This is a genomic window from Desulfonatronum zhilinae, assembly GCF_900182865.1.
Taxonomy (GTDB): Bacteria; Desulfobacterota; Desulfovibrionia; order Desulfovibrionales; family Desulfonatronaceae; genus Desulfonatronum; species Desulfonatronum lacustre.
This window is the reverse complement of record NZ_FXUJ01000027.1, coordinates 1-24,931: the sequence shown is the minus strand read 5'-3', so window position 1 is coordinate 24,931 and position 24,931 is coordinate 1. Positions and strand designations below refer to the sequence as shown.

General features: G+C 59.5%; 25 protein-coding genes and 2 pseudogenes. 21 read left to right on the top strand and 6 right to left on the bottom strand.

The genetic code is table 11. The features are described from left to right. Positions 1-10 precede the first annotated feature (10 nt). From plsY to AC559A_RS16455, 3 genes are all read right to left on the bottom strand, one after another. Entirely contained in the window at positions 11-598 is a 588-nt protein-coding gene (plsY, locus tag AC559A_RS16465; protein ID WP_028571422.1) for a glycerol-3-phosphate 1-O-acyltransferase PlsY, read from the bottom strand. A 3-nt stretch (positions 599-601) separates the two neighbouring features. Then, positions 602-2,689: a ribonuclease catalytic domain-containing protein gene (locus tag AC559A_RS16460; protein WP_498818803.1), complete on the bottom strand. Its 2,088-nt coding sequence runs from the start codon at positions 2,687-2,689 to the stop codon at positions 602-604. A 171-nt stretch (positions 2,690-2,860) separates the two neighbouring features. After that, positions 2,861-4,135, bottom strand: coding sequence for an IMP cyclohydrolase (locus tag AC559A_RS16455; RefSeq protein ID WP_498818802.1), 1,275 nt, complete (start codon positions 4,133-4,135; stop codon positions 2,861-2,863). Positions 4,136-4,323: 188 nt separating this feature from the next. On the opposite strand from AC559A_RS16455, the gene AC559A_RS16450 reads away from it, so the two are divergent. Next, positions 4,324-4,650: a hypothetical protein gene (locus tag AC559A_RS16450; protein WP_028571425.1), complete on the top strand. Its 327-nt coding sequence runs from the start codon at positions 4,324-4,326 to the stop codon at positions 4,648-4,650. Here the strand turns inward: AC559A_RS16450 and AC559A_RS16445 are convergent. Further along, positions 4,573-6,054 carry an MltF family protein gene (locus AC559A_RS16445; RefSeq protein ID WP_051434344.1) on the bottom strand — a complete coding sequence of 494 codons (1,482 nt, stop codon included), beginning with the start codon at positions 6,052-6,054 and terminating at the stop codon, positions 4,573-4,575. The two genes, AC559A_RS16450 and AC559A_RS16445, sit on opposite strands and share 78 nt — an antisense overlap. 291 nt (positions 6,055-6,345) lie before the next feature. Here AC559A_RS16445 and AC559A_RS16440 point away from each other — a divergent pair, with 291 nt between their 5' ends. The 19 genes from AC559A_RS16440 to AC559A_RS16350 all read left to right on the top strand — a co-directional run bounded on the left by AC559A_RS16440 (position 6,346) and on the right by AC559A_RS16350 (position 21,357). Continuing rightward, complete coding sequence (locus AC559A_RS16440) at positions 6,346-7,629, top strand: adenylosuccinate synthase (RefSeq protein WP_498818801.1); 1,284 nt, start codon at positions 6,346-6,348, stop codon at positions 7,627-7,629. A 12-nt stretch (positions 7,630-7,641) separates the two neighbouring features. Continuing rightward, on the top strand, positions 7,642-8,655 hold the full coding sequence (locus AC559A_RS16435; protein WP_498818799.1) for a DNA polymerase III delta subunit-related protein: 1,014 nt from the start codon (positions 7,642-7,644) through the stop codon (positions 8,653-8,655). A gap of 369 nt (positions 8,656-9,024) precedes the next feature. Next, positions 9,025-9,339: a FeoA family protein gene (locus AC559A_RS16430; RefSeq protein WP_498818798.1), complete on the top strand. Its 315-nt coding sequence runs from the start codon at positions 9,025-9,027 to the stop codon at positions 9,337-9,339. Positions 9,340-9,518: 179 nt separating this feature from the next. Further along, complete coding sequence (gene feoB / locus AC559A_RS16425) at positions 9,519-12,056, top strand: ferrous iron transport protein B (RefSeq protein ID WP_498818797.1); 2,538 nt, start codon at positions 9,519-9,521, stop codon at positions 12,054-12,056. Between the two features lie 2 nt (positions 12,057-12,058). Further along, on the top strand, positions 12,059-12,247 hold the full coding sequence (locus tag AC559A_RS16420) for a FeoB-associated Cys-rich membrane protein (protein WP_498818796.1): 189 nt from the start codon (positions 12,059-12,061) through the stop codon (positions 12,245-12,247). 183 nt (positions 12,248-12,430) lie between these two features. Next, a complete protein-coding gene (locus AC559A_RS16415; RefSeq protein WP_498818795.1) occupies positions 12,431-12,751 on the top strand; it encodes a hypothetical protein in 321 nt (106 codons plus the stop codon). A gap of 101 nt (positions 12,752-12,852) precedes the next feature. Beyond that, positions 12,853-13,677, top strand: a complete 825-nt coding sequence (locus AC559A_RS16410; RefSeq protein WP_498818793.1) for a DUF4198 domain-containing protein — start codon at positions 12,853-12,855, stop codon at positions 13,675-13,677. A 156-nt stretch (positions 13,678-13,833) separates the two neighbouring features. Continuing rightward, positions 13,834-14,082, top strand: a complete 249-nt coding sequence (locus AC559A_RS16405) for a hypothetical protein (protein WP_498818792.1) — start codon at positions 13,834-13,836, stop codon at positions 14,080-14,082. Between the two features lie 98 nt (positions 14,083-14,180). After that, entirely contained in the window at positions 14,181-16,310 is a 2,130-nt protein-coding gene (locus tag AC559A_RS16400) for a heavy metal translocating P-type ATPase (protein ID WP_498818791.1), read from the top strand. Positions 16,311-16,377: 67 nt separating this feature from the next. Beyond that, a complete protein-coding gene (locus AC559A_RS16395) occupies positions 16,378-16,794 on the top strand; it encodes an HMA2 domain-containing protein (protein WP_498818790.1) in 417 nt (138 codons plus the stop codon). Positions 16,795-16,972: 178 nt separating this feature from the next. Continuing rightward, positions 16,973-17,278, top strand: a complete 306-nt coding sequence (locus AC559A_RS16390) for an HMA2 domain-containing protein (RefSeq protein ID WP_028571431.1) — start codon at positions 16,973-16,975, stop codon at positions 17,276-17,278. Positions 17,279-17,347: 69 nt separating this feature from the next. Beyond that, complete coding sequence (locus tag AC559A_RS16385) at positions 17,348-17,686, top strand: hypothetical protein (RefSeq protein ID WP_498818789.1); 339 nt, start codon at positions 17,348-17,350, stop codon at positions 17,684-17,686. After that, positions 17,653-17,973 carry a hypothetical protein gene (locus AC559A_RS16380; protein WP_498818788.1) on the top strand — a complete coding sequence of 107 codons (321 nt, stop codon included), beginning with the start codon at positions 17,653-17,655 and terminating at the stop codon, positions 17,971-17,973. The genes AC559A_RS16385 and AC559A_RS16380 overlap by 34 nt, the downstream gene beginning before the upstream one ends. Next, positions 17,970-18,398 carry a thioredoxin family protein gene (locus AC559A_RS16375; RefSeq protein WP_051434348.1) on the top strand — a complete coding sequence of 143 codons (429 nt, stop codon included), beginning with the start codon at positions 17,970-17,972 and terminating at the stop codon, positions 18,396-18,398. The genes AC559A_RS16380 and AC559A_RS16375 overlap by 4 nt, the downstream gene beginning before the upstream one ends. 41 nt (positions 18,399-18,439) lie before the next feature. Next, on the top strand, positions 18,440-19,540 hold the full coding sequence (locus tag AC559A_RS16370; protein ID WP_498818786.1) for a sensor histidine kinase: 1,101 nt from the start codon (positions 18,440-18,442) through the stop codon (positions 19,538-19,540). A 182-nt stretch (positions 19,541-19,722) separates the two neighbouring features. Further along, entirely contained in the window at positions 19,723-20,130 is a 408-nt protein-coding gene (locus tag AC559A_RS16365) for a hypothetical protein (protein ID WP_498818785.1), read from the top strand. 95 nt (positions 20,131-20,225) lie between these two features. Next, the gene (locus AC559A_RS16360; RefSeq protein ID WP_498818784.1) at positions 20,226-20,504 is read left to right on the top strand and encodes a DUF2325 domain-containing protein; all 279 of its coding nucleotides are present in this window, start codon (positions 20,226-20,228) and stop codon (positions 20,502-20,504) included. A gap of 35 nt (positions 20,505-20,539) precedes the next feature. Further along, positions 20,540-20,986: a flavodoxin gene (locus AC559A_RS16355; protein ID WP_498818783.1), complete on the top strand. Its 447-nt coding sequence runs from the start codon at positions 20,540-20,542 to the stop codon at positions 20,984-20,986. Between the two features lie 218 nt (positions 20,987-21,204). Beyond that, positions 21,205-21,357 (top strand): hypothetical protein, encoded by a 153-nt coding sequence (locus AC559A_RS16350; protein ID WP_498818781.1) that lies wholly within the window; start codon positions 21,205-21,207, stop codon positions 21,355-21,357. 2 nt (positions 21,358-21,359) lie between these two features. On the opposite strand, the gene AC559A_RS16345 is transcribed toward AC559A_RS16350, so the two are convergent. Both AC559A_RS16345 and AC559A_RS16340 read right to left on the bottom strand, forming a co-directional pair. Beyond that, positions 21,360-23,804, bottom strand: a complete 2,445-nt coding sequence (locus AC559A_RS16345; RefSeq protein WP_498818780.1) for a cache domain-containing protein — start codon at positions 23,802-23,804, stop codon at positions 21,360-21,362. 8 nt (positions 23,805-23,812) lie between these two features. Continuing rightward, positions 23,813-24,133 (bottom strand): annotated as a pseudogene (locus AC559A_RS16340) (PAS domain-containing protein); the annotation flags it as partial. A gap of 341 nt (positions 24,134-24,474) precedes the next feature. Between AC559A_RS16340 and AC559A_RS16335 the strand changes: the two are divergent. Continuing rightward, positions 24,475-24,931, top strand: a pseudogene (locus AC559A_RS16335) (IS1380-like element ISDth1 family transposase); the annotation flags it as partial.

The following is a 24,931-nucleotide window of genomic DNA, read 5'->3' as shown; positions in this document are numbered from 1 at the left end:
GAAAAGTCAGCTAGGCGCGGCATCTCCAGGATTGTTCCTCGCCTTGAGCGAGGCGCTGGATGTTGTCCTTGTGCCGCGAGTAAACCAGGGCCATGATGACCAAGGTCACCGGAAGCAGGCTGTAGGATTCGGTCAGCAGCATGAAGATGGGCATCAGGGTGACCAGGACCAGGGAGCCCAGGGAGACGTACCCGCCCAGCTTGATTACGGTCAGACAGACGATCAGGGCCAATACGGCCGGCCAGAAGGCCAGTCCAAGAAAGATGCCCACGGTGGTGGCCACGCCTTTGCCGCCTTTGCCGTCCAGAAACACGGAGAACATGTGCCCCAGGAGCACGGCCAGGGCGGTGAGGGACAGGAACAGCCAGGAGTCGCTGAAGGAGGCGGCCACGCCCACGGCGAAAAGGCCTTTGAGGGCGTCCAGGATCAGCGTCATCGCGCCACAGCATGTGCCGCAAACACGGGCCACGTTGGTCGCGCCCATGTTTTTGCTGCCGTGCAGCCGCGGGTCGGGCAGTCCGCGCATTTTGGTCAACAGCAGGCCGAAAGGAATGGCCCCGATCAGATAACTCATGCCCAGCCATAAAATGCTCAACATCGTCTACTCCTTTTGCTCAGTTTGATCATCAATAATCTCCACAACCTTGATTTCATTTAGTAATGGATCAATCCTTCCCAGGCGGAGTCCGTAGTTTCCACCGATGAGAAACTTGTCCCCCAGCAGGCGCTTGGGCGCTCGGACCTGTACCTGCTCGGCGGGCAAAGAGAATACCGCCTGAGTCGGTGTTTCGTCCACTAAAATCGCGCCCCAAATTTTGTCGTTGGCGCTTTGTTGGCGTAAATACTCCAGTTTCCAGTAGCGCGACCGGGTTCGTTGCACTCGGCCCACCGCCTCCATCCTGGCCCGCCAAAAGGGGAGTGCGGCGTCCAGGTCCCGCTTGGTCAACCGGGCCGATCCCTGGTCCAGTCGGGAAGCCACCTGGGCCAGGTTGATGAAATCCACGTAGCGCCGCAACGGCGAGGTGATGGAGGCGTAGGCCGAGACGCCGAGGCTGGCGTGGGGTGCGGGCTTGGTCTGGATGGCGGCGTTGGCCAGCAGGCGGGACAGGCGGTACATGTCCTCCGGTCGCGTGTAGCACCCGCCGATACCCGGTGGAAGGGCGACGTTCTGGGTCCGGAAAAGCAGGGGAACTTCGTGCTCCCGCGCCCATCCGGCCAGCCGCGTGTTGGCAAGAACCATGAATTCGCTGACTAGAAGCTGGGCCATGGGCGAGGCCGGCTTTTCCTCCCGAACGACTCGGATGGCCGCGCCTTCTTCGACCAGTTTCAGATGCGGGTCCTGCTGATCAAAGACCACGGCGTTGTCGGCGATGCGGTGGCTGCGAAGCATTTCGGCCAGGGCGTGGGCCGAGGCAAAAGGCTCGATTCCGGCCAGGATATCCGCCTCCACCTGTTCGTAGTGGGTATTGGCATGCACCCGAACCCAACCCAGGCGCGGTTCGATGGAGCGGACCCGTGCCTCGGGGTCCAGGTCCAATTCCAGAAGCAGGGCCGGACGCTCCACGTCCTGGCGTAGGCTGAACAACTCAATGCCCAACCGTTCCGGAAGCATGTGGCTGACCCCTTCGAGCAGATAGAGGCTGGAAGCCCGTTGCGACACGGCCTGGTCCAGTTCCGAGAGCCAGGACCATTCCAGACAGGGCCGGGCGATGGCCAGGGTCAGGCGGAATCCCTGGTCCGCGGTCCGTTCCAGGGCGAAGGCGTCGTCGATGTCCCGGGTGGACGGGGAGTCCACGCTGAACAGCGTCAGGGGGGCCGGAGGAGAGACGCGGCCTCGGACCGCTTCTTCCAAGCGCTGAATCTCCGGCAGGAATTCCCGGCTCCAGTCGTCTTGCCAATCGTAGTCAGCCTGGGCCAGCAGATAGTTGTGGTGGGCCGGTACGAGTCTCCAGGCTTGGGCCAGGAGCAGGGCTTGCTGGGGATGATCCGGGATGCGTTTGGTCAGGTTGCGCCAAAGGTCGTCCGTGGCCGGGTCCTCGGGCTGATTGATGCGTCGCAGCAGCAGTTCCCTGAGTTTCGTGGCCGTGGATTCCAGAGGAGGCGGGAAGGAGGCATCGGTTTTCCCGGACGCTTTCGAAACTCCGATTTGCCACAAGTGGTGGAAAAAGTCCTGTCCGGCCGCAACCAGTTCCTGGTGCTCACGGGCCGCTTCCTGTTCGGTCAACCGGGCGAGGACGGTTTGTTCCGGATAGATCAGAAACGACGGCGGCTGAAACTTGAAATGGGTCTTGGCCTCCAGCAGGACGCGACCCAGGGCCGAACGCTGATCCGGGCCGGGTTCCTCCCAGAGCAGGTCGGCGAACCATTCCAAAGGGGCCGCGTCCAACTCGCCCTGGGCCAAGCTCCAGATCTCCATGACGTCGATGGACTCGGTCAACGCCTTGCGGGATTCCAAGTGTCGGGCCAGCCGCTCTTCATTCTCAGCGCGGGTGGCCGGGAGGGCATACTTCGGGCCGTGCCAGGGCAGGAGCCTGGCCGCCGGCAGGTTCATTTCCCGGCCTCTCTGGGTGAACAGGCGCGTTCGCCCGCCCTGTTCCTCCAGCATCACGGCCAGGTTGACCTGGTTGTCCTGCAGGTATTCGACCAGGGAGCCGGGGCCGGGGGACGAGGAGGGGGGAGATAAGGTCAAAACGAAATCCGGATTCTTTTAGTTGACTGTTGAAAAAGTCATTGTCTCCAGTCCGTTCAAAAATCCCAAGTGCAAGGAGCAAAAAAAGTTCAAGGTCGAAGCGTATTTATTGATACGTGAGAGTTTGAACTTTTTGCAGCGACGCAGCAATTGGGAGTTTTTAACCGACTGTTAGTGCCGAAAGGAGCGCTGCCCGGTGAAAACCATGGCCACCTGGGGATCAGCCTGGTTGACCGCGGTGATGACCTCATGATCCCGGATGGAGCCGCCGGGCTGGGCGATGGCCGTGACGCCCTGGGCCACGGCCAGGTCCACGCCGTCCCGAAAGGGGAAGAAGCCGTCGGAAACCAGGACCGTTCCGGGCAGGCCGCCCTTGGCCGTCTCGGTCCGGGCCTGGATGTCTTCCAGAATCCGACGCGCTTCCGGGTCGGTCTCGGCCTTGTTCTGAAGCTCGTAAAGGGAAACGCCCTGTTCGGTGAAGCTGAGCCAGTCCGCGTATTTGGTGTAGGCTTTGTGAATGGTCAGCTGGACGCATCCGACCCGGTCCTGCTCGCCGGTGCCCACGGCCACGGTGGCCCCGTCGCGGACAAAGAGCACGGAGTTGGAGGTCACGCCGGCCTCCACGGCCCAGGCAAAGAGCAGGTCGTCCATTTCCCTGGCAGTGGGCGTCCTGGCCTGGAGCAGGGCGCCGTCGCGCTCGGTCTTGGACGGCAGGAAATCCTGGGGACCGCGGATGCGGTTGCGGAACGAGAACTGGACGATCACTCCGCCGTCGGCCAAGGATTTGACGTCCAGGAAGGGCTTGTCCGCGAAGGTTTTCAACTCCGCCAATCCGGGAATGCGCAGAATGCGCAGGTTCTTGCGCTTTTTGAGGATGTTCAGGGCCTCGGGGTCATACTCCGGGGCCGCCACCACCTCGAAGTAGGATTCGTTAATGAACGCAGCGCAGGCCGCATCCACGCCGCGATTGACCACCACCGTACCCCCGAAGGCCGCGATCCGGTCGCTCCAGAACGCTTTTTTCAGGGCGGTCTCCAGCCCCTGGTCGTTCCAGGCCGCGCCGCAGGGGTTGTTGTGCTTCAGGATCACCGCGGCGGGCTTGGCGTGCAGGTATTGAAGGATGTTGATTCCGTTGTCCACGTCCGTGAGATTGATCTTGCCGGGGTGCTTGCCGGACTGAAGCATGTGCTCTTCGGTCAGGGCGGAGACCAGGCCGTCCCCGGCCTCGCGAAAGGCCACGCCGTCCAGTTCCAGCGTCCCTTGGGCCAGGGCGTACAGGGCCGCCGGCTGGTCCGGATTTTCTCCGTACCGCAGCCCCCGATCCTCCCCGTCGATGTGCCAGGTACGCTTTTCGAACTTTAATTCCTGGTCACCCAGGGTGATGGTCATGGTCCTGGGAAACGGGTCCGTGGACAGGGTGCGGTAGACGGTTTTCAGGTCGGACATGGTCGCTCCTCATACTGCTTGGGGTGTGGCTTGGGTTGATGTTCAGATCGGCTTTCGCCTCCTGCCTCCAACATTTCACCTTGAAAACATCGGACGGAAGGCATAGAAAAACGAATTGCGGCAGTGTGCGGTTTTTCTGAGAGGTGAACCGTGAACCCTTACAAACAAACGAAGGCAGGGCATTACTCGTGGAAAAGGTGTTAATCAAGCTGGCCGACCAGCTTGCCCAGTTCGATGAAGCGTCGTTGACGTCGTTGATGGACAAATATGAAGGAATGGCCGGTGAGTTTCAGCCCACGAAAAAATGGGAGCAGGCCGTGATGGTCTTGGGGTTGATCCAAGTGGTCCGCTGGAAAAATCATCTCTTCAACTATCATTGGGCCGAGCAGCAAAAACCCCGGAAGACGCTGGAGGCTCCGGCCTTGCCGCTGACCGCGTCAGGAAAAAAGGCGCGGACGCCCAAGCCGGCCAAGGTGCTTCCCTTCCGGTCGTTCAAGAACGAGGAGCCCGTTTAGGACGTAATAGTAGTACCGAATCGCCTCAACGTGGGCCACGGCTTCAAAGCCTCTGGTGTAGCCGTGGCGCGCCTTGCTGTAATAGTCGCGTTGGCTGAGCAGGGGAAAGACGCGCTTCACGTCGTTCCAACTTGTCTTCTTCAGCCCGAGGCTCTCGGCCAGGGCCATGGCGTCCCATGTATGACCGAGGCCCTGGTTGTAGGCGGACAAGGCCAGGAACCAGCGATCCCACTCGGAAAGGTCCGTGTTATCCAGTCGGTTCCAAATTTGGCGCAGGTACCGCGCACCGGCCAGGATGCTTTTGTTAGGGTTCATGGGGTCGTCCAGGCCGAGTTCCTGGGCCGTGACCTGGGTGATCTGCATGATTCCGCGCACCCCGGTCCGGCTGACCGCTTCGGGGTCGAACCGGGATTCGTGATAGATCAGAGCGATGAGCAGCAACGGGTCTATTTCGTAGCGCTGGGCCGCCTTGAGGATGGTCGGACCGTACCGAGGCAGTTCACGCTGGAGGGTTTCCATCAGGTGCAGCAGGGCGAAGCGGTCGCTGCTTTCCGGAATGAATCCGAGATATTTGTCCTGAATCCGCTCCAACGCATTGTCCTGGGTCATATTATTCCAGAATTCGGTCAGCTTTGGGGCGATCAGGTTACGGTCGTCGCGCCAGAACCAGCGGTATTCCAGAGTCGTTTCCAGGCTGTGGGCCAGTTGGAAGTCGGCGTAGAACGGTCCCCAAAGAGAGAAACGCCCGGTATCCACGAGGGTAAAGCGAGCCTCGGTTTCGACCATGGCCGCGAGCTGCACCGGAAGCGACGCTTCCTCGGTCAACAGTGGGGCCTCGGAGCACGTCGCATCGTCCAGGCCCAGGTCGTTCCGGTCCATGTCGTCCAGCAACTGGAGGAAGGTCAGGCGCAGGAGAGGGTTCTCCGGGAGCAGGACCTTGCGGCGACAGAGGTCCGACGGGTCCTGGGGAGGGTGGTGGTGACGCTGATGGACCACCCCCACGGGATGACGGGCGTAGACAGGCCCGGAGGCCACCGGGGTCACCAGGGAGTCCAGAAAGGGTCGGGACGGCGCGTATCCGACGCCGACCAGCAAGTCGGCCCGGTGATGGCGCAGTTCGTCCCAGGCCGGTCCGGGGCCGTCCATGTGCAGCCAGATCGGATGCACGCCGGCCTGCTCGGCGAACAGTTCCACTAGTTCCCGTTCCAGACCCGGTCCGTAGGGCGATATTCGGGAATGGACCAGTTCGGACTCCGGAGCCAAGACCCGGACAACCGGCTTGATCAGGCCGGGCGGGCGGGCGTCCCAGAGCAGTTTGTTCACCAGGACCAGCTGGGCGAACACCAGGAGAAAAACGAAAAGGCGGAGATGTCTGACAAGCAGGAGATACGGGGTTCGTTTCATATCGGGAGAGGGGAGTCGAGGAGGAGCTATGGAAGCCGGGAAAGGAAAAGGGTGTGTTCAAGAACCCCCAAGGGTGGGTTGGCAATCATCGAAATCGCTATCGAAATCGAAAATTTGCCGGAAATCGATTTCGATCACGATTTCGATTTCGATACCGATCCGGAGCGCCCGGGGTTCGAGAAAAATCTGTCCTGGGAAATTTCAAGACGTGCATTGACTTTGCGGACGGCCTTTTTTAGGGAGATGGGTCGTCTTGCGCAAACGAATAGATATACTTTTAAGGAGCGGTTCATGTCAAACGTCGTCGTGGTGGGCACCCAGTGGGGTGATGAAGGCAAGGGCAAGATCGTCGATTTGCTGACGGAACGGGCGGATCTGATCGTCCGGTTTCAAGGCGGAAACAACGCCGGTCACACCCTGGTCGTCGGCGAGAAAACCTTCATCCTGCACCTGATTCCCTCGGGAATACTGCACCCCGGCAAGGTCTGCCTGATCGGCAACGGCGTGGTTCTGGATCCGGAGGTTTTTTGCCGGGAACTGGATGCCCTGGCCGAGCGCGGATTGGACGTGGGTCCGGAGCGGATTCTGATCAGTCCCAAGACCCATGTGATCATGCCCTACCACAAGGTTCTGGACAAACTCCGCGAGGAGAAGCGCACCGGCGAGAAGATCGGCACCACGGGCCGGGGCATCGGGCCGTGCTATGAGGATAAGGCGGCCCGGGTGGGCATCCGGGTTGGAGACTTCCGCTCGTCGGATCTCGTGCGGGCCAAGATCGTTCAGGCCCTGGCCGAGAAAAACGCCTTGTTCACCCACTATTACGGCGCCCGAGCCATGGACGTGGACGCGGTGCTGGAAGAGGTTTTGGAGTCCGGCCGACGCCTCGTGGCCCATCTCGGCGATGTTTCGGAGCGCATTGCCGAGGCCGTGGCGGACGGACGCAGCGTGCTCTTCGAGGGCGCCCAGGGAACCCACCTGGACATTGATCACGGCACCTATCCCTTCGTGACCTCCTCCAACACCGTGGCCGGGAACGTGGCCGCCGGGGCGGGGTGTTCGCCGGGGATGCTGGGCACGGTCATGGGCATCGTCAAGGCCTACACCACCCGGGTCGGCTCCGGTCCCTTTCCCACGGAACTCTTCGACCCCGTGGGCGAGCACTTGCAGCGGCAAGGCGGGGAGTTCGGCGCGACCACGGGCCGTAAACGGCGCTGCGGCTGGCTGGACCTGCCCTTGCTACGCGAATCCATCCGCCTGAACGGCGTGGCGGAGATCGTCCTGACCAAGCTGGACGTGCTCAGCGGTCTGGATCGGATACGGATCTGCGTCGGATATGAGCTGAACGGCCGGGAGCTGGCGTATCCGCCCCAGGAAGAAGGCCTGCTGGCCGCGGTGAAGCCCGTTTACGTCGACGTGCCCGGCTGGTCCGGGGACATCGACAAGGCCGCGACATGGGACGACCTGCCGGAGGCCGCACGGGCGTATATCCTTCGGCTGGAAAAAGAGCTGAACGTTCCGGTGACTATCGTCTCCGTGGGCCCGGATCGACGTCAGACCATCGAACGCCGCGCATAACGGGAGCCGATCATGGCCAGGACGGCCTCCCAGACCCAGGCCCAGGCTCGGACCAAGAGCCCAACCAAAAAGCAGACCCAGGACGAGGCCCAGGACTGGGCCCCTAGGGTCGTGCCGGATTTGTTCCGGATTCCGGGCCAGGATCGGGTGGTGGGCATCCTGGCCCGCCTGCTTTCCCGGCCACCCCGGGTGCTTCTCTTGGAAGGCGGGACCGCCGAAGAGCGCCAAAAGCTCGGTCTGTATTGGACGGCTCTGCTTAATTGCTCGGCGCTCCCGCCGTCCTCCTCCCTCCATCCCTCTCCTTACGACTCTTCGTTAGCTTTGCCCGGCGGGCCGAGGCCTTGTGAGCAGTGCCCCGCGTGCAGCCGGATTCGGGACGGCGTGTTTCTGGACCTGGTCTATCTGGACGGCAGGGAAGGGCGGATCGGCATTGATACGGTCCGGGAACTGCGCGGCCTGCTGGGCCAGGCCCCCCGGGACGCGAAGCGCCGGGTGGTCGTCCTGGGCGAGGCCCAGGAGCTGACCGAAGAGGCGGGCAACGCTCTGCTTAAATCCATGGAAGATACCGAAACCCGCAACGCCTACGTCTTGCTGGCTCCTCAGCGGGAGCGCCTGTTGCGTACTCTGGTATCCAGAAGCTGGGTCGCCACCCTGTCCTGGGATTTGGACGGGGTTCAGGAGCGAGAAGGGGGGTCGGATCCGGAATGGACCGAGGCCCTGGCCCGATTCCTGAAGACCGGCCGGGACTGGTTCGGCCGGACCATGGTCAAGGGCCAGGTGGACCGGCCGCTGGCTTTTCATGTGATCCTCGCCTGCCGCCGGGGTCTGATCCGGGCCTGCCAGGGCCGAACGGATTCGTCCCTGGCCCGGGTGTTCCTCGAACAAGGGAGCCCGGCGGCCTGGCGGGCCGTTGATCTGCGCCTGGACGAGGCCGAGCAGGCATTGCGAACCCAGGTCGCCCCGACCTTGGTTCTGGACTGGCTGGCCGTGGGGCTGCGCGGGGCGCTGCGAGCACCGCTTCGCTGAGCACGAGAAGGACGATTTACTGTATCTACTCAGCACATTTTGTATCCGCCCTTGCTCCGGCAATCGGAGTCGGGGTCGCTATCGGAATCGGAATCGGAACAGGAAAAATTTTGAACGCTTCCCAGCGTTTTCGATCCCGATCCCGATACCGATCCCGACTCCGACCCCGGCAACAGCATTACTCTATGCTGAATAGTTACATACGAATGAAGTTCCCGATGCGACGAAAGCAGGTTGCATGATTGACATTGAAACTGCTTATCATTAGAAACCCATCATTCAGCGCCACTGATTGAGCCTGATCGGGGTTTTGCGGGTCGTGGTTTGGAATCATCGTGAGCGTCCTCAACAAGCAAGGAGAATCAAGCCATGTTGCACCGTTTCCGGAAACAAAAAGCAATGCCGCTCCAAGAATGCCCTTCCTGTGCGCAGACCACGCAGAGCGGAAATGGCGAGGACCAGACGCTGACCAACGTGGCCAACGGGTGCCGGTGTCGGATTCGACGGCACAGGGCGCATGGGGCCATCCGGCAGCGCCTGCTGGACCTGGGCTTTGTTCCCAACGCGGAAATTGAAATGGTCCGTTGCGCCACGCTGGGCGATCCGTTGGAGATGCGCGTCGGCGACTACTACGTCACCCTGCGCAAGCGGGAAGCTGATTTGATCGACGTGCGGGCCGCCTAGTCGGGCTCGTTCCCGTCGTACGCAGGATCAGGTCGAATCTTCCGGTTTTGAATTGATCTTGAAAATCATTTTGGTAGTTGCTGTGATTTTTTTTCTCTTCAAAATAGTTTCCCGGAGAGACGGCCACCCGCGGTCTTCCCGCGGTCTCTTGGGAACTGCACGATAATCTGAAGGATAGCATGTCACCCGCCAAGAAAAACATCATGATCGGGCTGGCCGGTCAGCAGAACGCCGGCAAGTCGACCATCTTCAACATGCTCACCGGGGCGAACCAGCATATCGCCAATTACCCCGGCGTGACCGTGGACAAAAAGACCGGCAATTATCACGACGAGCTGGGTCGGGTGGAGGTCGTGGACCTGCCAGGGACCTACAGTCTGACCTCCTTTTCCCTGGAAGAGCGGGTGGCCCGGGATTTTTTGTTGCGGGAACGGCCCGACGCCATCCTCAACGTCATCGACGCCTCCAGTTTGCGCCGGGGGCTGTATTTTACCTTCCAGATTCTGGAAATGTCGTTTCCCGTGGTCATGGCTCTGAACATGGTGGACGTGGCCGCGGCCCAAGGGCGCAAGATCGATCACGAAAAGCTGGGCAGGCTGCTGGGCATCGAAGTCGTGCCCACGGTGGGTCGCAAGGGCCGGGGCAAGCTGGAACTGCGTCCGGCCCTGCGCCGCGCGGCTCGCGAGGAACGGGGTGAGGATGAAGGATTCCAGGATCAGCATGGTTTGCGGATCAATTACGAAGAGTTGGAAGAACACATCGCCGCTGTCCACGAGCATTTGCTGGAATCGGAAAATTTGGTCAAGGCCGTCCCCTTGCGCTGGATGGCGGTCAAGCTCCTGGAGGGCGACTCCGAGGCCCTGAAGCTGTTGCGACGACACCATGCCCGGGCTGATGCCGTAATGGACGCGGTATCCGCGGCCACCGCCGCGTTCCAGGAAAAAATGGACATCACCCCGGCGGACTATATCGTCACCTGCCGGGACCGTCTGGCCGCCTCCCTGGTGGAGCAGTGCGTGGAGGTGACCAAGGCGGACACGGTGCGCTTTTCCGAAAAAATCGACCGGGTGCTTCTGCACCGGGCCTTTGCCCCGATCTTTCTGGTGCTCACGGTTTACCTGATCTACGAGCTGTCCATCGTCCAGGGCTACAAGCTGACCTTCCTGACCTGGCCGGCCCTGGCCTGGGTCAGGACCTTCGTGGCCGGGCTGTTGCCGGACCCCGGCCTGCTGCACGACACCATGCTTCGGTCCATGTCCTTGTGGATGGTGGACAGCGTGAACACCCTGCTGAATTACGTGCCCATCTTTCTGATCCTCTTTGCTCTGATCGCGATCCTGGAGGATTCCGGGTACATGGCCCGAATCGCCTTTATCCTGGATCGGGTCTTTCAAAGTTTCGGCCTGCACGGCCAGTCCACGCTGCCGTTCATCCTGGGCGGGGTGTTCACCGGCGGCTGCGCCGTGCCCGGGATCATGGCCACCAAGGGCATTCCGGACGAGCGTTCCCGCCTGGCCACGATCCTGACCGTGCCGTACATGAACTGCCTGGCCAAAATCCCGCTCTACACCCTGCTGGTTTCCATCTATTTCGCGGCCTACAAGTCTTACCTGATGTTGTTCATCTCCACGATCACCATTATCATGGCCATGATCATCGCCAAGCTGCTCACCTCCACCATCCTGCGCGGGCGGGAAACGGCCCCCTTTGTCATGGAGATGCCCAACTACCACATGCCCACGCTGATGGGCGTGTTGCGCCGCGCCGTTGACCGGACCTGGGTCTACATCAAAAAGGTGGGAACCATCGTGGTGGCCGTGGCCATCGTGGTCTACGTTTTGTTGCAGTTCCCAGGACTGCCGGCCGAACGCATGGCCTACTTCGACGGCCGTATGAACGAGGCCGTCGCCGCCTTTCACGAAGACATTCGGGAGACGGCCTACGCCGAAATCCTGGCCGACGCCGCTGCGGTGCTTAACCTGCTCAACGTGGCCAATACCTACCGCGAGGCCAAGCTGGCCGCATCCACCCAGGAGGCTTCCTCCGCGGTAGATGCTCGCTACGAGGCCCTGCACCCGGAGATTTTTCCCCTGCTGCGCCCCAGGGACCCGGAAGCCCGCAACCTGAGCCGGTCCTTGCGCTCCTTGTCCACGGAACGTTCCAATCTGCGCACGGCCATTCGCGAAGAGACCATCGTCTACAGCTACTTCGGCACCGTGGGTCGGGCTCTGGAGCCGGTGACCAAGTACGCGGGCTTTGACTGGAAGATCAACGTGGCACTGATCAGTTCCTTCGCTGCCCGTGAATCCAGCGTGGCCACGCTGGGAGTGCTGTTCCAGGAAGGGGCCGACGAACAACTGTCCCTGGAGGAACGCATGGGCCAGGAAGGCGCAGCCACCGGGTTCACTCCCTTGCACGCCTTTGCCTTGATTCTCTTTTTCGCCTTGTACCCTCCCTGCCTGGCCACCACGATCATGGTCAAGGTCCAGACCGGTTCCTACAAATGGATGCTTTTCTCAATCATCTTCCCAACGGTATTTGGTCTGGCCGTGGCCAGCGGGGTGTTCACCATCAGCTCCTGGCTCGGTTTGAGCGGCATCCAGGCCATGTTCGGATTCTACTTCCTGGCCCTGGGCACGGCCATCGGCCTGTCTTTTTTGCCTGATCCGGCCTGGAAGAGACCGGGAACGGCCATCACCCACGCCAAGGAGGCCTGATCATGTTCTGGGAATACCTGATTCTGGGAGTTCTGTTGGCCTGGGCCGTCTTTTATATTTGGAAATCGTTTTTCAAAAAGAAAGGCTGCTCCTGCGATTCCTGCCCATCGGCTTTGAAGTTGCCGGGGCAGGAAGGGATTGGGGATTTGCGGCGGGACGGGAAAGAGAAAGGGAGGAGGGATGAAACCTGAGACCTGAGGGGGAAGATGTTCTTGGTTCGTTGTTCTTCGTTGGAAAAATCGCGGGCTGGCGGAGATGGGAGCGTGAACCCGGATGCCCGCCACCCCTCGCTTCATTCCCTTCCTGGGAGGGGCCAGGGGTAGGTTCTTTTGGTATTTTTTTACACCATTTTTTGATTAGTGGAGGATACTGACATGTTGCGACGCGGATTGATTTTGTTTGTTTTGGCGGGGTTTCTGGTGGTCGCGGGGACGGCTTCGGCGCACACGCCGCTGTTCTCCTGCTTCGACAACGCCGACGGGACCATCTACTGCGAAGGCGGATTTTCCGACGGCTCCAGCGCGTCCGGGGTTCCGATCATTGTCAAGGATGCATCCGGAGAGGTGATTTTGTCTCTCCAATTGTCCGGAAACAGCGATGTGGAGTTCGATAAGCCCGAGGGAGAGTACTCCGTTGTTTTCGACGGCGGCGAGGGGCATGATATTCTGATTCCCGGCTCACAGATTTTCGAGTAGGAAATGTCCGGACCGCGGGGGATCCTTCGGCTCGGTTTTCAGTCATTGTTGAGAAAGATTGTTGTTATTAACATTATGTAAACCCTGAAATGGAGGAAGAAATGAAACGTGGATTGTTGCTTGCCGGACTGTTGACCCTGTTCTTGAGCGCCCCGGCCCTGGCCCACTTCCAGATGCTCTACACCCCGGAGAGCGCCCTGGAGCAGGGCGGAGAGATGAGTCTGAAGCTGGTCTTCACGCATCCTTTTGACGGTGATCATATCATGGACATGGATCCGGTCCAGGAGTTCTACGTGGTGCATCAGCGCGGCGAGGAAGGCGAACCCCGGAAGACCGACCTGAAGGAGTATCTCTCGGAGATCACCTGGAAGGGCCTGGACGACGCGGCGGGCAAGGCTTTTGACGCCAACCTTCCGGCCCGCGTGGTTCGCTCCATGGGAGACTACGTTTTCGTTCTGGTTCCGACTCCCTACTATGAAAAGGCTGATGAAGGATACATCCAGCAGTTCACCAAGATGATCGTGAACGTGGGCGGTATGCCCGGCAATTGGTCCGAGCCCCTGGGTTTGCCCGCCGAGATCGTGCCCCTGAACAAGCCGTACGCCAATTGGACCGGCGGGGTGTTCACCGGCGTGGTCATGTCCAACGGCGAGCCGGTTCCGAACATCGAGGTCGAGGTCGAGTACCTGAACGTGGACGTGGACATGGCCGCCAACGCCTTTGTCGGCGAGCCCAAGATCGAGGCTCCGCATCCAGCTTTTGAAACCATGATCGTCCTGGCCAACGGCAAGGGCGAGTTCACCATCGGTCTGCCCAAGGCCGGCTGGTGGGGCATCGCCGTGCCGGACGTGGTCGAACTGGAGCACGACGGCAAGGAAATGGTTCAAGAAGCCGTGCTTTGGATCCAGGTCACGGATATTCCGTAAGCCCCTCCTGAAGCGCCCCGACTTCATCGTTCTTCACCGTAGTTGATGGAGTCGGGGCGGTTTTGTTGTTTCTTGTTGCGCAGGGAACAAATTGCTTTGTAAGCAAACAGACTTCAAGGCATAGTGACTTATTCAGGATAACCCAGGAGGTGCGAAATGAACGAACTGATGAAAAATGGATTGTGGTTGCTGGCTGGTGTCGTGATCGGCGCGGCGGGAGCCAGCCTCATGGCCCGGCAGGACAGCCCTTTGCGGGGAGCTGTGGTGGGCACCTTGGCCCAAGGTTTGGCCGCAAAGGACAAGATGTTGACGTCCCTGGAAAAGGCCAAGGAAAACGTGGAGGACCTGATGGCCGAGGCCAAGCAGGTCAAGCCGTCCGCGGGCCTGCCAGATCAATCAAAATAATCCTCCTCCCTGGCCGTGTTACGGTCAGGGAGACCTCTTCCTTCTGTTTTCTGACTCCTGACTCCTGACTTAACCCTCACTTTTTCAGGATTATCATCATGGGCAGACCTCCAAAGCGCTTTCTCGTCGTCCTGGTTCACGCCTTGCCCGGCCGCTTTCGGCTCCGCTTGGATCACGTGCCGGATCAAGCCACCCTCGGCATGGTCCGACAAGGGCTGTGCGGTCACCATGGCGTGCGGGAGGTACTGACCTCTCTGCGGACGGGCAGCATTCTGGTTCTTCACGACGCGACCACGTCCTTGGAAGAATTGGTGCTTTTGTTTCAGGACCAGAGCTTGGCGCTACGAGAGCTGGGGCAGGCACCCTCCACTAACTGCCCCACGACGACGGCCTTGAGCACGATCGACGACCCCGGCGGTCCGCCGTCCCTGATGCAGACCCTGGCTTTTCCCGGGCTTTTGCTGCGGGCGTTCCTCCCGCCTTGGGTTCGTCTGATTCTGGCCGCGCGAAGGGCCTTGCCGTTCCTGCTCAAGGGATTCGCCTCACTGATGCGGGGCAGGCTGAACATCGACGTGCTGGACGCTCTGGCCATCGCGATTTCCCTGGCTCGCCGGGATCTGCGCTCGGTGATGATCATCACCACGCTTCTGTCCCTGGGCGATTTTCTGGAGCAATGGACCCGCAAGCGTTCCCGCGATCAATTGGCTCAGGACCTGCTGCAACTGCCGCTCACGGTATGGGTCAGAAACAACGACCAAGTGGAGGAGCGGGCCCTGGAACAGGTCCGCGCAGGCGACCTGGTGGTCGTCCAGGCCGGATCGCGGATCGCCGTGGACGGCGTGGTGGTGGACGGCGAAGCCATGGTCAATCAGGCCTCGTTGACCGGCGAACCTCTGGCCGTGGTCAAGAGCCGGGGCATCTCGGTTTTTGCCGGGACCGCAGTGGAGGAGGGGACCATCGTCATCCGGGTCGATCAGGTGGGCGACACCACGCGGGTGCATAAGATCGTCAAAATTCTGGAGCAGTCCGAGCGGCTCAAGGCCGGCCTACAAGCCAGGGCCGAGCAGTGGGCCGACCGGGTCGTACCGCTGACCCTGGGCTTGAGTCTGTTGACCTGGTTCCTGACCCGGAACCTGAACCGGGCCGTGTCCGTGCTGCTGGTGGATTTTTCCTGCGCCATCAAGCTTTCCACGCCTCTGACCATGCTTTCGGCCATGCGCGAGGCCTCCACCAAGGGCGTACTGATCAAAGGCGGGCGGTTTCTGGAAAAACTGGATCAAGCCGACACCTACGTTTTCGACAAGACCGGAACGCTGACCGAGGCCCACCCCCGGGGCCTCGAAGTGATTCCCTTCAACGGCCACGATTCCCGCGAAGTCTTACGCGTCGCGGCCTGCCTGGAGGAGCATTTCCCGCATCCCCTGGCCCGGGCCGTGGTGACCATGGCCGAACGGGAGGGGCTGTCCCACAAGGAAGAGCATGCCGAGCTGGAGTATATCCTGGCCCACGGGATCGCCTCCAAGCTCAGGGGGCAACGTGTCCTGGTGGGGAGTCGGCACTTTCTTCAGGAGCACGGCAAGGTTGATCTGGATCGGGCTGCCGACGCCGTGGCCCAGGCCGCGGAGCAGGGCTGTTCCGTGCTCTATGTGGGCATGGGCCATGACCTGGCCGGGGTCATTCTCCTGGAAGACCCGGTGCGCCGGGATGCGCCGTTGTTTCTGCACCTGCTGCGGCAGGGCGGGGTCAAACGGGTCCTGATGCTCACAGGAGACGGAGAGGAGAGCGCCGCCAGCGTTTCCCGGCAGCTGAACATCGACGAATTTCACTCCCAGTTGCTGCCCGAGGACAAGGTCCGCATCGTCCAGAAACTGCGCTCCGAGGGTCACGTGGTGGCCATGGTCGGGGACGGGATCAACGATACCCCGGCCCTGTCCGCGGCGGATGTGGGCGTTTCCATGAAGTCCGGGGCGGACATCGCCCATGAAGTTTGCGACGTGTTGTTGACCAATGCCGATCTGGACGGCATTCTCTCCGCCAGGGCCATCTCGTCTCGGGCCATGTCCCGGCTGCGCTGGAACTATTCCGCGGCCGTGGGCATCAACGGTGCCCTGGTGGTGCTGGGATTGACCGGTCGGATTTCTCCTACGATTTCCGCCCTGATTCACAACCTAGCCACGATCCTGGTAACCGTGAACAGTCTGCGCCCCTACGATGACGGTGGGCGGTAGGGGCACGGCGCTCTCCGTGTCCCTACGAATGTATTTCGCGAAACCGCTACCAAGAGAGGCAAACACGATGTACGTCAGTTCCATTCCCGGAAGACTCCGGATTCGCACCGAGGATCAGGCCGCGTTGCAACGTTTGGCTGAATCCGTCGGCAAGCTGGGGGGCGTTCTCGCTGTTCAACTCAATCCACGTACCGGAAGCCTGTTGGTCCATTACGAGGACGAGTCCAAGGTCGAGGCCGCGCTGCTCAAAGCCCTGAAAAAAATCCCCGGCTCGGACACCGCCCTGGTGCCCAAATCCACGTCCAAGGCGTCGAACAAGGCTGCCTACATGACCATCGCCAAGCGAGGCATGCTCTCCAGCCTCGGCCTGGCCATGCTTTTCGCCCTCATTGATCGCGAGGACGGCCATATCGTCACTGGTGCTCTGTTTCTCAGCTTCCTCGGTTATCACCTTTACGGGTACCGGAAGCGGGTGCTGGCGTAGGGGGGACGTTCGTCGTTCGTTGTGCTTCGTTCCTCGTTCTTTGTTGGGAGTGTCGCGGAGGATCGGGCTTTGCGTCACTTTTTTCCTTGAGAGCAAAAGATGGGTCAGCAAAGTGCAACCGGTGACAGCAAGGAACGTCGAACCAAGAACCAAAAAACAAGAACCAAGAACCAAAAAAATGCATTTATCCGATCTCGCCAGCCTGCGTCGCTATCTGACCATCAAGCATCACATTCCCGGACGCATCAGGCTGCTTTTTAATCCGGTCCTGGTTTCCCGGCCCGAGGTTCGGGAATTGATGGCCACGCATTCGGAGTTGCCGCCGGGCGTGTTTTCCGTTCGGGTCAATGCTTTGGCCCTGTCCTTGGTCATCGAATACGATTCGGAGCGCATCGCTCCGGCGCTGTTGGATGAACTGGTCACTGCGGGCGACGATCGGGTGGTGGAGGTTCTGCGAGAACTGGGCGAAAGATTGATGACGTGATCGTTCTCGCGAATCAAGTCATCTCTTGATACGCCATGAACCATTCTAACCAAGACAGCCGATCGTATCATGGACACATCTTCGGTCATCGACTTCCTGAACGAGAGCATCGCTGAACTGCATAAGAAGGTCGACGATCAGGGACGCATCCTGGCGAAACTGACCATACTGCGAGCAAATATTGATATTGATGGTCAGTCTTGTTACCTTTGCGATTATCATCGGGAGAAGCATCTGGAAGGCGCCATTCGCGAGGCGATTCTGGTTCTGGAGCAGAGCAAGCGCAATTTTCGTTCCAAGCAGCTTGAAACACTGCGCAAGCGCCTCATGGAAGCGCTGCTGGACGTCGATTTCGAAGCACTGGAGAACACACCATGTCCCACGACTTTTCCGTCTCCACGGAGCTGATCTCCGGAGAGCTGCGGATCAAGGCCCGCGGAGAGTTCGACCGCAAGGCCGCGCGTATGTTGCTTGATCTACTCCGGGACCATGAATCCGGGCAGGAATGGTTGGTCATCGATACCAGGGAACTCTGGCGGGTGCATACTCACGCCTGCACGGTCTTCAGAGAGGGAATATACCGATTTCGGCGTATCGAGCCCCGGTTGAGATTTATCGGCAGCAAGGGCCGGGCCATGGCCGGACAGCGGGAACTGGTGATGCATGGTGAACATCGCGAAGGGAGTTTTGCATGACTTCTCGATGGACGAAACCTCCGACCTGGGGCGGCAAACGGCTCGTGGTGTTGACCCTGGGCCTGGTGCTGGTGGCCACGGTTTACTTTGGAACCGACGTATCCCGGGGCAACCGGGGTGGTCCGCCGACGGGTTCCGCCGGTCGGGTCGCCCTGCTTCAGTTGACCGCCGAGCACTGCCCGGCCTGCCGGGACATGGAGCCGACTCTGGAGATGATCCGGCAAAGTCATGGGGAGCGGGTGCTGATTCGCCAAGTGGATGTCTTCCAACGGGCGGGAGCGGCATCGAGGTACGGCGTGAGCACGATTCCGGCCCATTTGTTCTTCGACCACCAGGGCCGCGAGCGGTATCGTCACGAAGGCGTCATGGACCGGGAGTCCGTGCTCAGGGTCCTGGATGAACTGTTGGCGGAACTGGACGGGTGAGCAGCGCAATTCCAACATCGATAAGATTACGGAGGTGGAAGATGGTGAACAGACTCGGCGCCTTGGTGCGCCGGAGATGGAGCGGCTTCGTGGAGGAGGGCGTATTCGGTTCCGAGGGGAGGACCGTCGAAGTACGAAGGAGGCCTTCCGAAGATGCCCCGCGACCTTTCGAATCCGGCAATGTTCACCCCGACGTCAAGATTCGCTCCCGGGAGGATTGCCTGGCCGCCGAGCCCGTGATGGTCTGGCCGGCCGATGCCTGCCGCGTGGTTCGGGAACTCAATGCCAGGGTCGCGGAATTGGAGGAAAGCAATGCGACGCTCCGGAGGAGAGACGAGGCGCACCAATTTCGCGTCGCGCCGGAAACGCCCAGCGCCGTGAGAGACGTGCTCGACGAGGCCCGGTGCTTCGTGGATGAGACCAAGGCTCTCAAATGCGAGTTCTTGCGCACCGTGAACCATGAACTGCGGACCCCGCTCAACGGCGCGAAAGGGATGTTGCAGGCGTTGCGGGAGACGAATCTTGATGCGGAGCAGATGGAGTATGTCGACCAGGGACTGGCCTCTTGCGAGACATTGGACAGGGCGGTCCGGGATATCCTGGATTACAACACCTTGAATCCCGACTGCGTCCAGTTGGAACGCAAGCCGTTGGACATCGCCGACATCCTGCATGATGTCGAGCAGCTTTATACTCCGGGCTGTGTCGAAAAGGGGCTGGATTTCGTGATCCGTAAGGACTCTTCCGTCAGAGGACTGTTTTTAGGAGACGCGGCGAGATTGAAACAGATTTTCCGTCACCTGCTGGACAATGCCCTGCGGTTTACTCTTTCAGGTGAAATTCGCGTCGAGGCGTCTTGTTTGTCCGAGGCGGGGAACGGTCGGGTCCGGCTCTGCCTGAGCGTTCACGACACGGGTATGGGAATTCCCGAGGATTGTTTGGAACGTGTTCTCGAGCCATTTGCCCAGGTTGAAGCGGGATTGACCAAGACATTCTATGGTTGCGGTCTGGGGCTGGCCATGGTCAGGAAGCTGGTCGGGTTGATGGATGGACAGTTTAGGCTGGAGAGCCTTGAAGGGGCGTACACTTCGGCCTATTGCATCTTGAGCCTGGAGCGGTTGCCCGGAGAGGACGACTGCTGAATGGTCGGAGTGGGGAAAATATTGAAGTGAAAATTCTACTTGATAAAAGAAATCATTTTCTATATCTTTTTTCTCAAGCGGAATCTTCAGGCTCTGAAGAGCGGAGTAAAACATCCTCCGCCTATCGTGTCGCCACAAAAAATCTTTTCACGGATCGGATAACCCTTAGAGGAGAAGCCATCATGGACTCGACGTTTCGGATGCGGACCAGAAAAAGCATGGGCAACCTGCATGTGCGATTGGAAGGAATTTTGGATACCAATTCCGCGACTTCCCTGGCACTTGTCTTGCATGAGGAAGCCGCGACCTGCCGAAATTTTTTTATCAATACCGAGGATTTGGAACGTGTGGAACCTCTGGGAGCGTCCGCGTTGCGAACGTTCATGACGGAGTTCGCGCAAAATACCGCCGAGGACGTGAGTACGAGGATCTACTTCAAGGGGAAGAATGGCGCTCAGGTCGCCATGGAAGGTCAACGGGTGCTCCAGACCAAGCCGTCCTCCGGGTGCAAATGCTCTGGGAAATGCAAGGTCTGCAAGTGCGCCCAGCGGATGGAAGGGAGTCCCCACCGATCATCGTGTCACGGATAACCTCTGGGTTGATTCGAATGTTGGGAAATGACTATTGCCTGCTTTACATGATATCGAGTTTCAATTGCATTTTTAACTAGATTGGAGATTGTCATATGTGCGCAACCTTGATCGGCGGCATGGACCGTCTGAAGCCGAATTATTTGCAGACCGCCAAAAAGGCGGGAGTCAGTCTGAAAATTTTCACCGGCAAGGAAAACTCCATCTCCTCCTCTCTGGGGGACAGTGAAATGATCATCATCTTTACCAACAAGGTCTCCCACCAGGCCCGCAACGAGGCCATGCAGGTGGCCAAGACCCGGAACATCCCCGTGCACATGCTGCACTCTTGCGGCGTTTCCAGTCTGAAGAAATGTTTGCAGGGCACGGCGTAAGCACGGCACAATCCATCATTCAAGGAGAATGCATCATGAGCAAGGTTTTGATCGTTTACGGCTCGACCACCGGGAATACCGAGCATGTGGCCGAGGTAATCGGGAAGGTGCTCCGGAAGTCAGGCAAGGAGGTCGTGGTCAAAAACGTTACGGATGCCAAAGTCGAGGAACTGGGAAGCGAGTACGACCTGACCTTGCTGGGCGTGTCCACCTGGGGGGACGAAGATGTCGAGTTTCAGGAGGATTTCGACTCCTTCTACCAGGACATGGACGACGCCGAACTGGAGGGCAGGAAGGTCGCCCTGTTCGGTTGCGGGGACTCCAGCTACGAGCATTTTTGCGGGGCCGTGGTGCTGTTGCGGCAAAAGGTGGAAGGCCTGTCCGCGGATCTGGTCAACGAGCCCCTGCTCATCGACGGTGATCCGTCCGTCATGCGATCCGAGATCGAAGAATGGGCCGAGGAAGTTGGGAGGGCGGCGTGAGAGGAGAGGGCTGAAGCCTGAGGGATGAGACCTGAGACTGGGTGGCGGATGTTCTTCGTTCGTTGTTCTTCGTTGGAGGATGACGCGCGGAGAAAGGGGGCTTTATGCCCCTATTTGCCTGAAAGCGAAAGGCGGGTCAGCACGGAGTAACGAGCGAACAGCAACGAACGAAGAACGAAGAACCACGAACGTCAAACAAAGAGCAGACGGAGAATACCATGATCGACTTGGATAAAGCGCGTCAGGAGTACGCGGAACGGCGACAGGAGTTGATTCGGATGCGGGAGCGGTGGATTGATGAGATGCGGGATTTCTCGGTGTTTCTTCGGGATAGGGCTGAGAGAGAAAGCAGTGAGAAAACCGACGAATAATCTCAGATCCTGGCTTCGACCAGGAGCTTGTTGAGCAGTCTCCTGATTTGCTGGATGGTATAGGGTTTGGCTATCGAGCCGACAAAGCCGTATTCTTGAAAATTGGCCATCACCGGGTCGCTGGAATAGCCGCTGGAGGCCACGACCTTGGCGGCGGGGTCGAGTTTGAGGATTTCCCGGACCGCCTCCTTGCCGCCCATGCCGCCGGGGATGGTCAGGTCCATGATCACGACGTCGAAAGGCGTTCCTTCAGCCATGGCCTGTCGGTACCGGGCCACGGCCTGTTCGCCGTTTTGAACCGGAATCGCCGCATGCCCCAGGTGTTCCATCAGGTCCAGGCTGACGTCCAGGATCATGACCTCGTCGTCCATCACCAGGATGCGCCCTCCCGGATGGTCCGGATCAATCTCTTCGGTGGCGCGGGACGTCGGCAGAGCGGTGGGCACGGCTGGTAAAAAAACATGGAACGTCGTTCCCTGATCGGGCGCGGATTCCACCGTAACGACGCCGCCGTGGCGTTTGATGATGGAATAACTTGAAGCCAGACCGAGCCCCGAACCGTGGTCCTTGGTGGTGAAGTACGGATCGAATATCTTGGTCAGGTGTTCCGGCGAGATGCCGTGTCCCTGGTCGGTCACGGAAATCCGCGTGAACGGTCCGGAATTGCTGATGGCTTCAGGGAGATTTGGGCCGTCGATATTGCCTCCGGTCAGGGTGACCACGCCGCCTTGGGGCATGGCATGGTGGGCGTTGATCACTAAATTGTGGACCACCCGGCTGACTTGGTCCGGATCGGCGTGGACGGGCCAAAGGTCGCCGGGAAGATCAAAAACGCATTTGGCGTTGGTCCCGCTCAGGGCGAACTCGGCCGACTCCCTCACCAATTCAGCCAGGGGCAAAATATCTTTGACGGGTGTGCCGCCCTTGGCAAAGGTCAGCATCTGTTGAGTCAGGGCCTTGCCTCGGTAGGTGGCTCTTTCGGCCTCGCTGAGTTTGTGCTCGGCTTTGTCCGCATCGGTCAGGGAGAGCTTGGCTGAGGTAATGTTTCCCAGGATCGCGGTCAGAATGTTGTTGAAGTCGTGGGCGATGCTTCCGGCCAGAATTCCCAGGGATTCAAGTTTTTCGGCTTTAAGGGCTTCGTCCAGGAGGCGCTGCTTTTCGGTCTCGTCCCGGAAGGCCAACACCACGCCGATCATCCGGCTTTCCTTGTCCCTGAGCGGAGCCGCGTTGGTCGCGATGAGCCGGTGCTTTCCGTCCTTGGAAGCAAGGCGGCTGGTGCCGTCCAACTGGCGAATGATCCCGTTCGCCAAGACCAAGCGGACCATATTCTCGGCTTCCTCGAAACGCTCATTCCGGAGCTGGAACACTTCGGACAAGAGACGCCCCCGGGCTTCATCCTGAGACCAGCCGGTCAATTCCTCGGCGGTCTTGTTCAAAAACAGTACCTTCTTTTCCGTGTCCGCCGCGATCACTCCGTCGCCGATGGATCGCAGAATCACGGCCAACCGCTCCGAGGCCAATTCCGCCGCCTCGGCCATGCGGTGCGTCTCCATTCTGTTGTTCTCAGCCTGGGCCAGGGCGTTTTTCAAATTGGCGACCATTTCAGTGATGGCCTGCATCAACCGCCGCGCTTCTCCGTAAAAGCGCCCGGTAATTTTGGCGTTGAGGTCTCCGGCGGAAACCTTGTCCGCATAATCGGCTAAAATGCCCAGGGATCTGGTGAACACGACGGAGGCGAGCAGGGCCGCGGGCAGGACGAGAAGCAGGATGAGCAGCGAAAACGTGACCACTTCAACGCGCAAAACGCGCATCTCGGCCTGAATGTCGTCGATGTACAGGCCGGTGCCCAGAATCCAGCCCCAGGGTTCGAAGAGCAGCGCGTAGGATTCCTTGGGGTACCATGCCTCTTCGGTCATATCTTCGGAATTCGGCCTGGGCCACATGTAGGATACGAAGCCGTCTCCGGTTTTCGTGACAACCTCGACAAGCGCCCAGGTGATGTTCTTCTCGCTGGCAAAGTTTTGAATCGGGCCGTTCATGCCGTACTGGATGCGCGTAACGCAATAGTACAGAGGGTTGTCCGGCAAAGCGTCTTCCAGTTCCGAGATAAATGGATGCATGACAAGTCGAAGGTCGAGAGCGTCATTACTTCTGATCCAAAGGTAACCGTCCCGTCCGTAGCGAATGTGCCTAAGCTGTTTTATGGCGCGATCCTGGGCCTCCTTCAGGGATAATTCACCGACATGGACTCGTTGCTGATACTCGCCGAGCAGGGAGTGGACCGAATGCGTCACGTGCATCAGTGCCTCTTTCCTGCCGTACAGCAGCCGCTCCTGCATCAACGGCACGAAATAGAACAGAATCATCCCACAAAAAACCAGGACGAGCGCCAGGATCAGTCCGAAGGTCTTGGCGGGGATGGACAGGTTCAGGAGCTTGTTGAGCATGAGTTACCTTATCCGTGCTTGGTATCGGGTTGCTTCAATTCCGTCACGTCCATGAGCATGACCAGAGCGCCGTCGTACACGCCTTCGTCCGTGAACAGCGGTGCGGCGGAGACCATGACCAGAATGGTCTGGCCGTTGCGATGGAGGATGTTGACGGGAAAGCGCACGCTCCGCCCGGTCCGATTTTCTTCGGCAAAGAGCTGAATTCGCGCCGCCTCTTCCCGGGGGAGATAGTCCAAGACCGGAGTCCCAATCATTTCCGCCGCAGAATACCCTCCCAGTTCCTGAATCCGGGCATTTGCGAAGGTGATCCGCAAATCCCGGTACCAGCCGCAAGAAGCCCTCGTTGGTCCGCTCCAGGACCAGGCGGTGCTGTTCCTCGCTGTCTCGCAGCCGCTCCTGGGCCGCCATGGTTTCCGTCATGTCGTGCAGCGTGACGATGACGCCGAGGATTTCTCGTTTGCTTCGACAGGGAGTGAGAAATACCCGCAGATATCGCCGTCCATGCCTTCCATAGTTTAACCATTCTTCCTGAATCCGTGAAGTTATTGCAATGCTAATACAGTAACAGTGCAGTCTTTTTCTTGACTTTGATCAATCATTTAGATATGTTCAGTCATCGACGCAGTAACTTTACAAACTCACCCAATAGGTGATGGGGGCGATGAGTATGGGCATATCCAAGGTGGTTCACAAGGAAAACCTCCAGGCCGGGCCAGCCGGCTTGGTGTTCGTAGGACAGATGGCCAAACTGGCAGGTCTTGATGCTGTGGCAAAGCAGGTGACCATCGGTAGGCCGCAGATATCCACAGAAAACATCTTGAAAACCATGCTCGGGCTGATGGTCCAAGGGAAAACTGATTTTGATCACGTCAAACCGCTGGCAGGCAACCGGTACTTCATGAACGCCGTTGACATCGGCAGGGTGCCTTCGGCGGAAACCTACAGGCAAACCTTTCAGCGCATCGCCCTGAACACTGAGCTGGAGGCCATGCTTCCGGGATGCTCGGTCAAGCTCTGGAAAAAGACCGGCATGGCTCATGAGTACTTGCAAAAAGACGACAAGAAATGGGTTCGAGTGGATATCGACCCGGTGATCTACGACAACGACGAGACCAAAAAAGAAG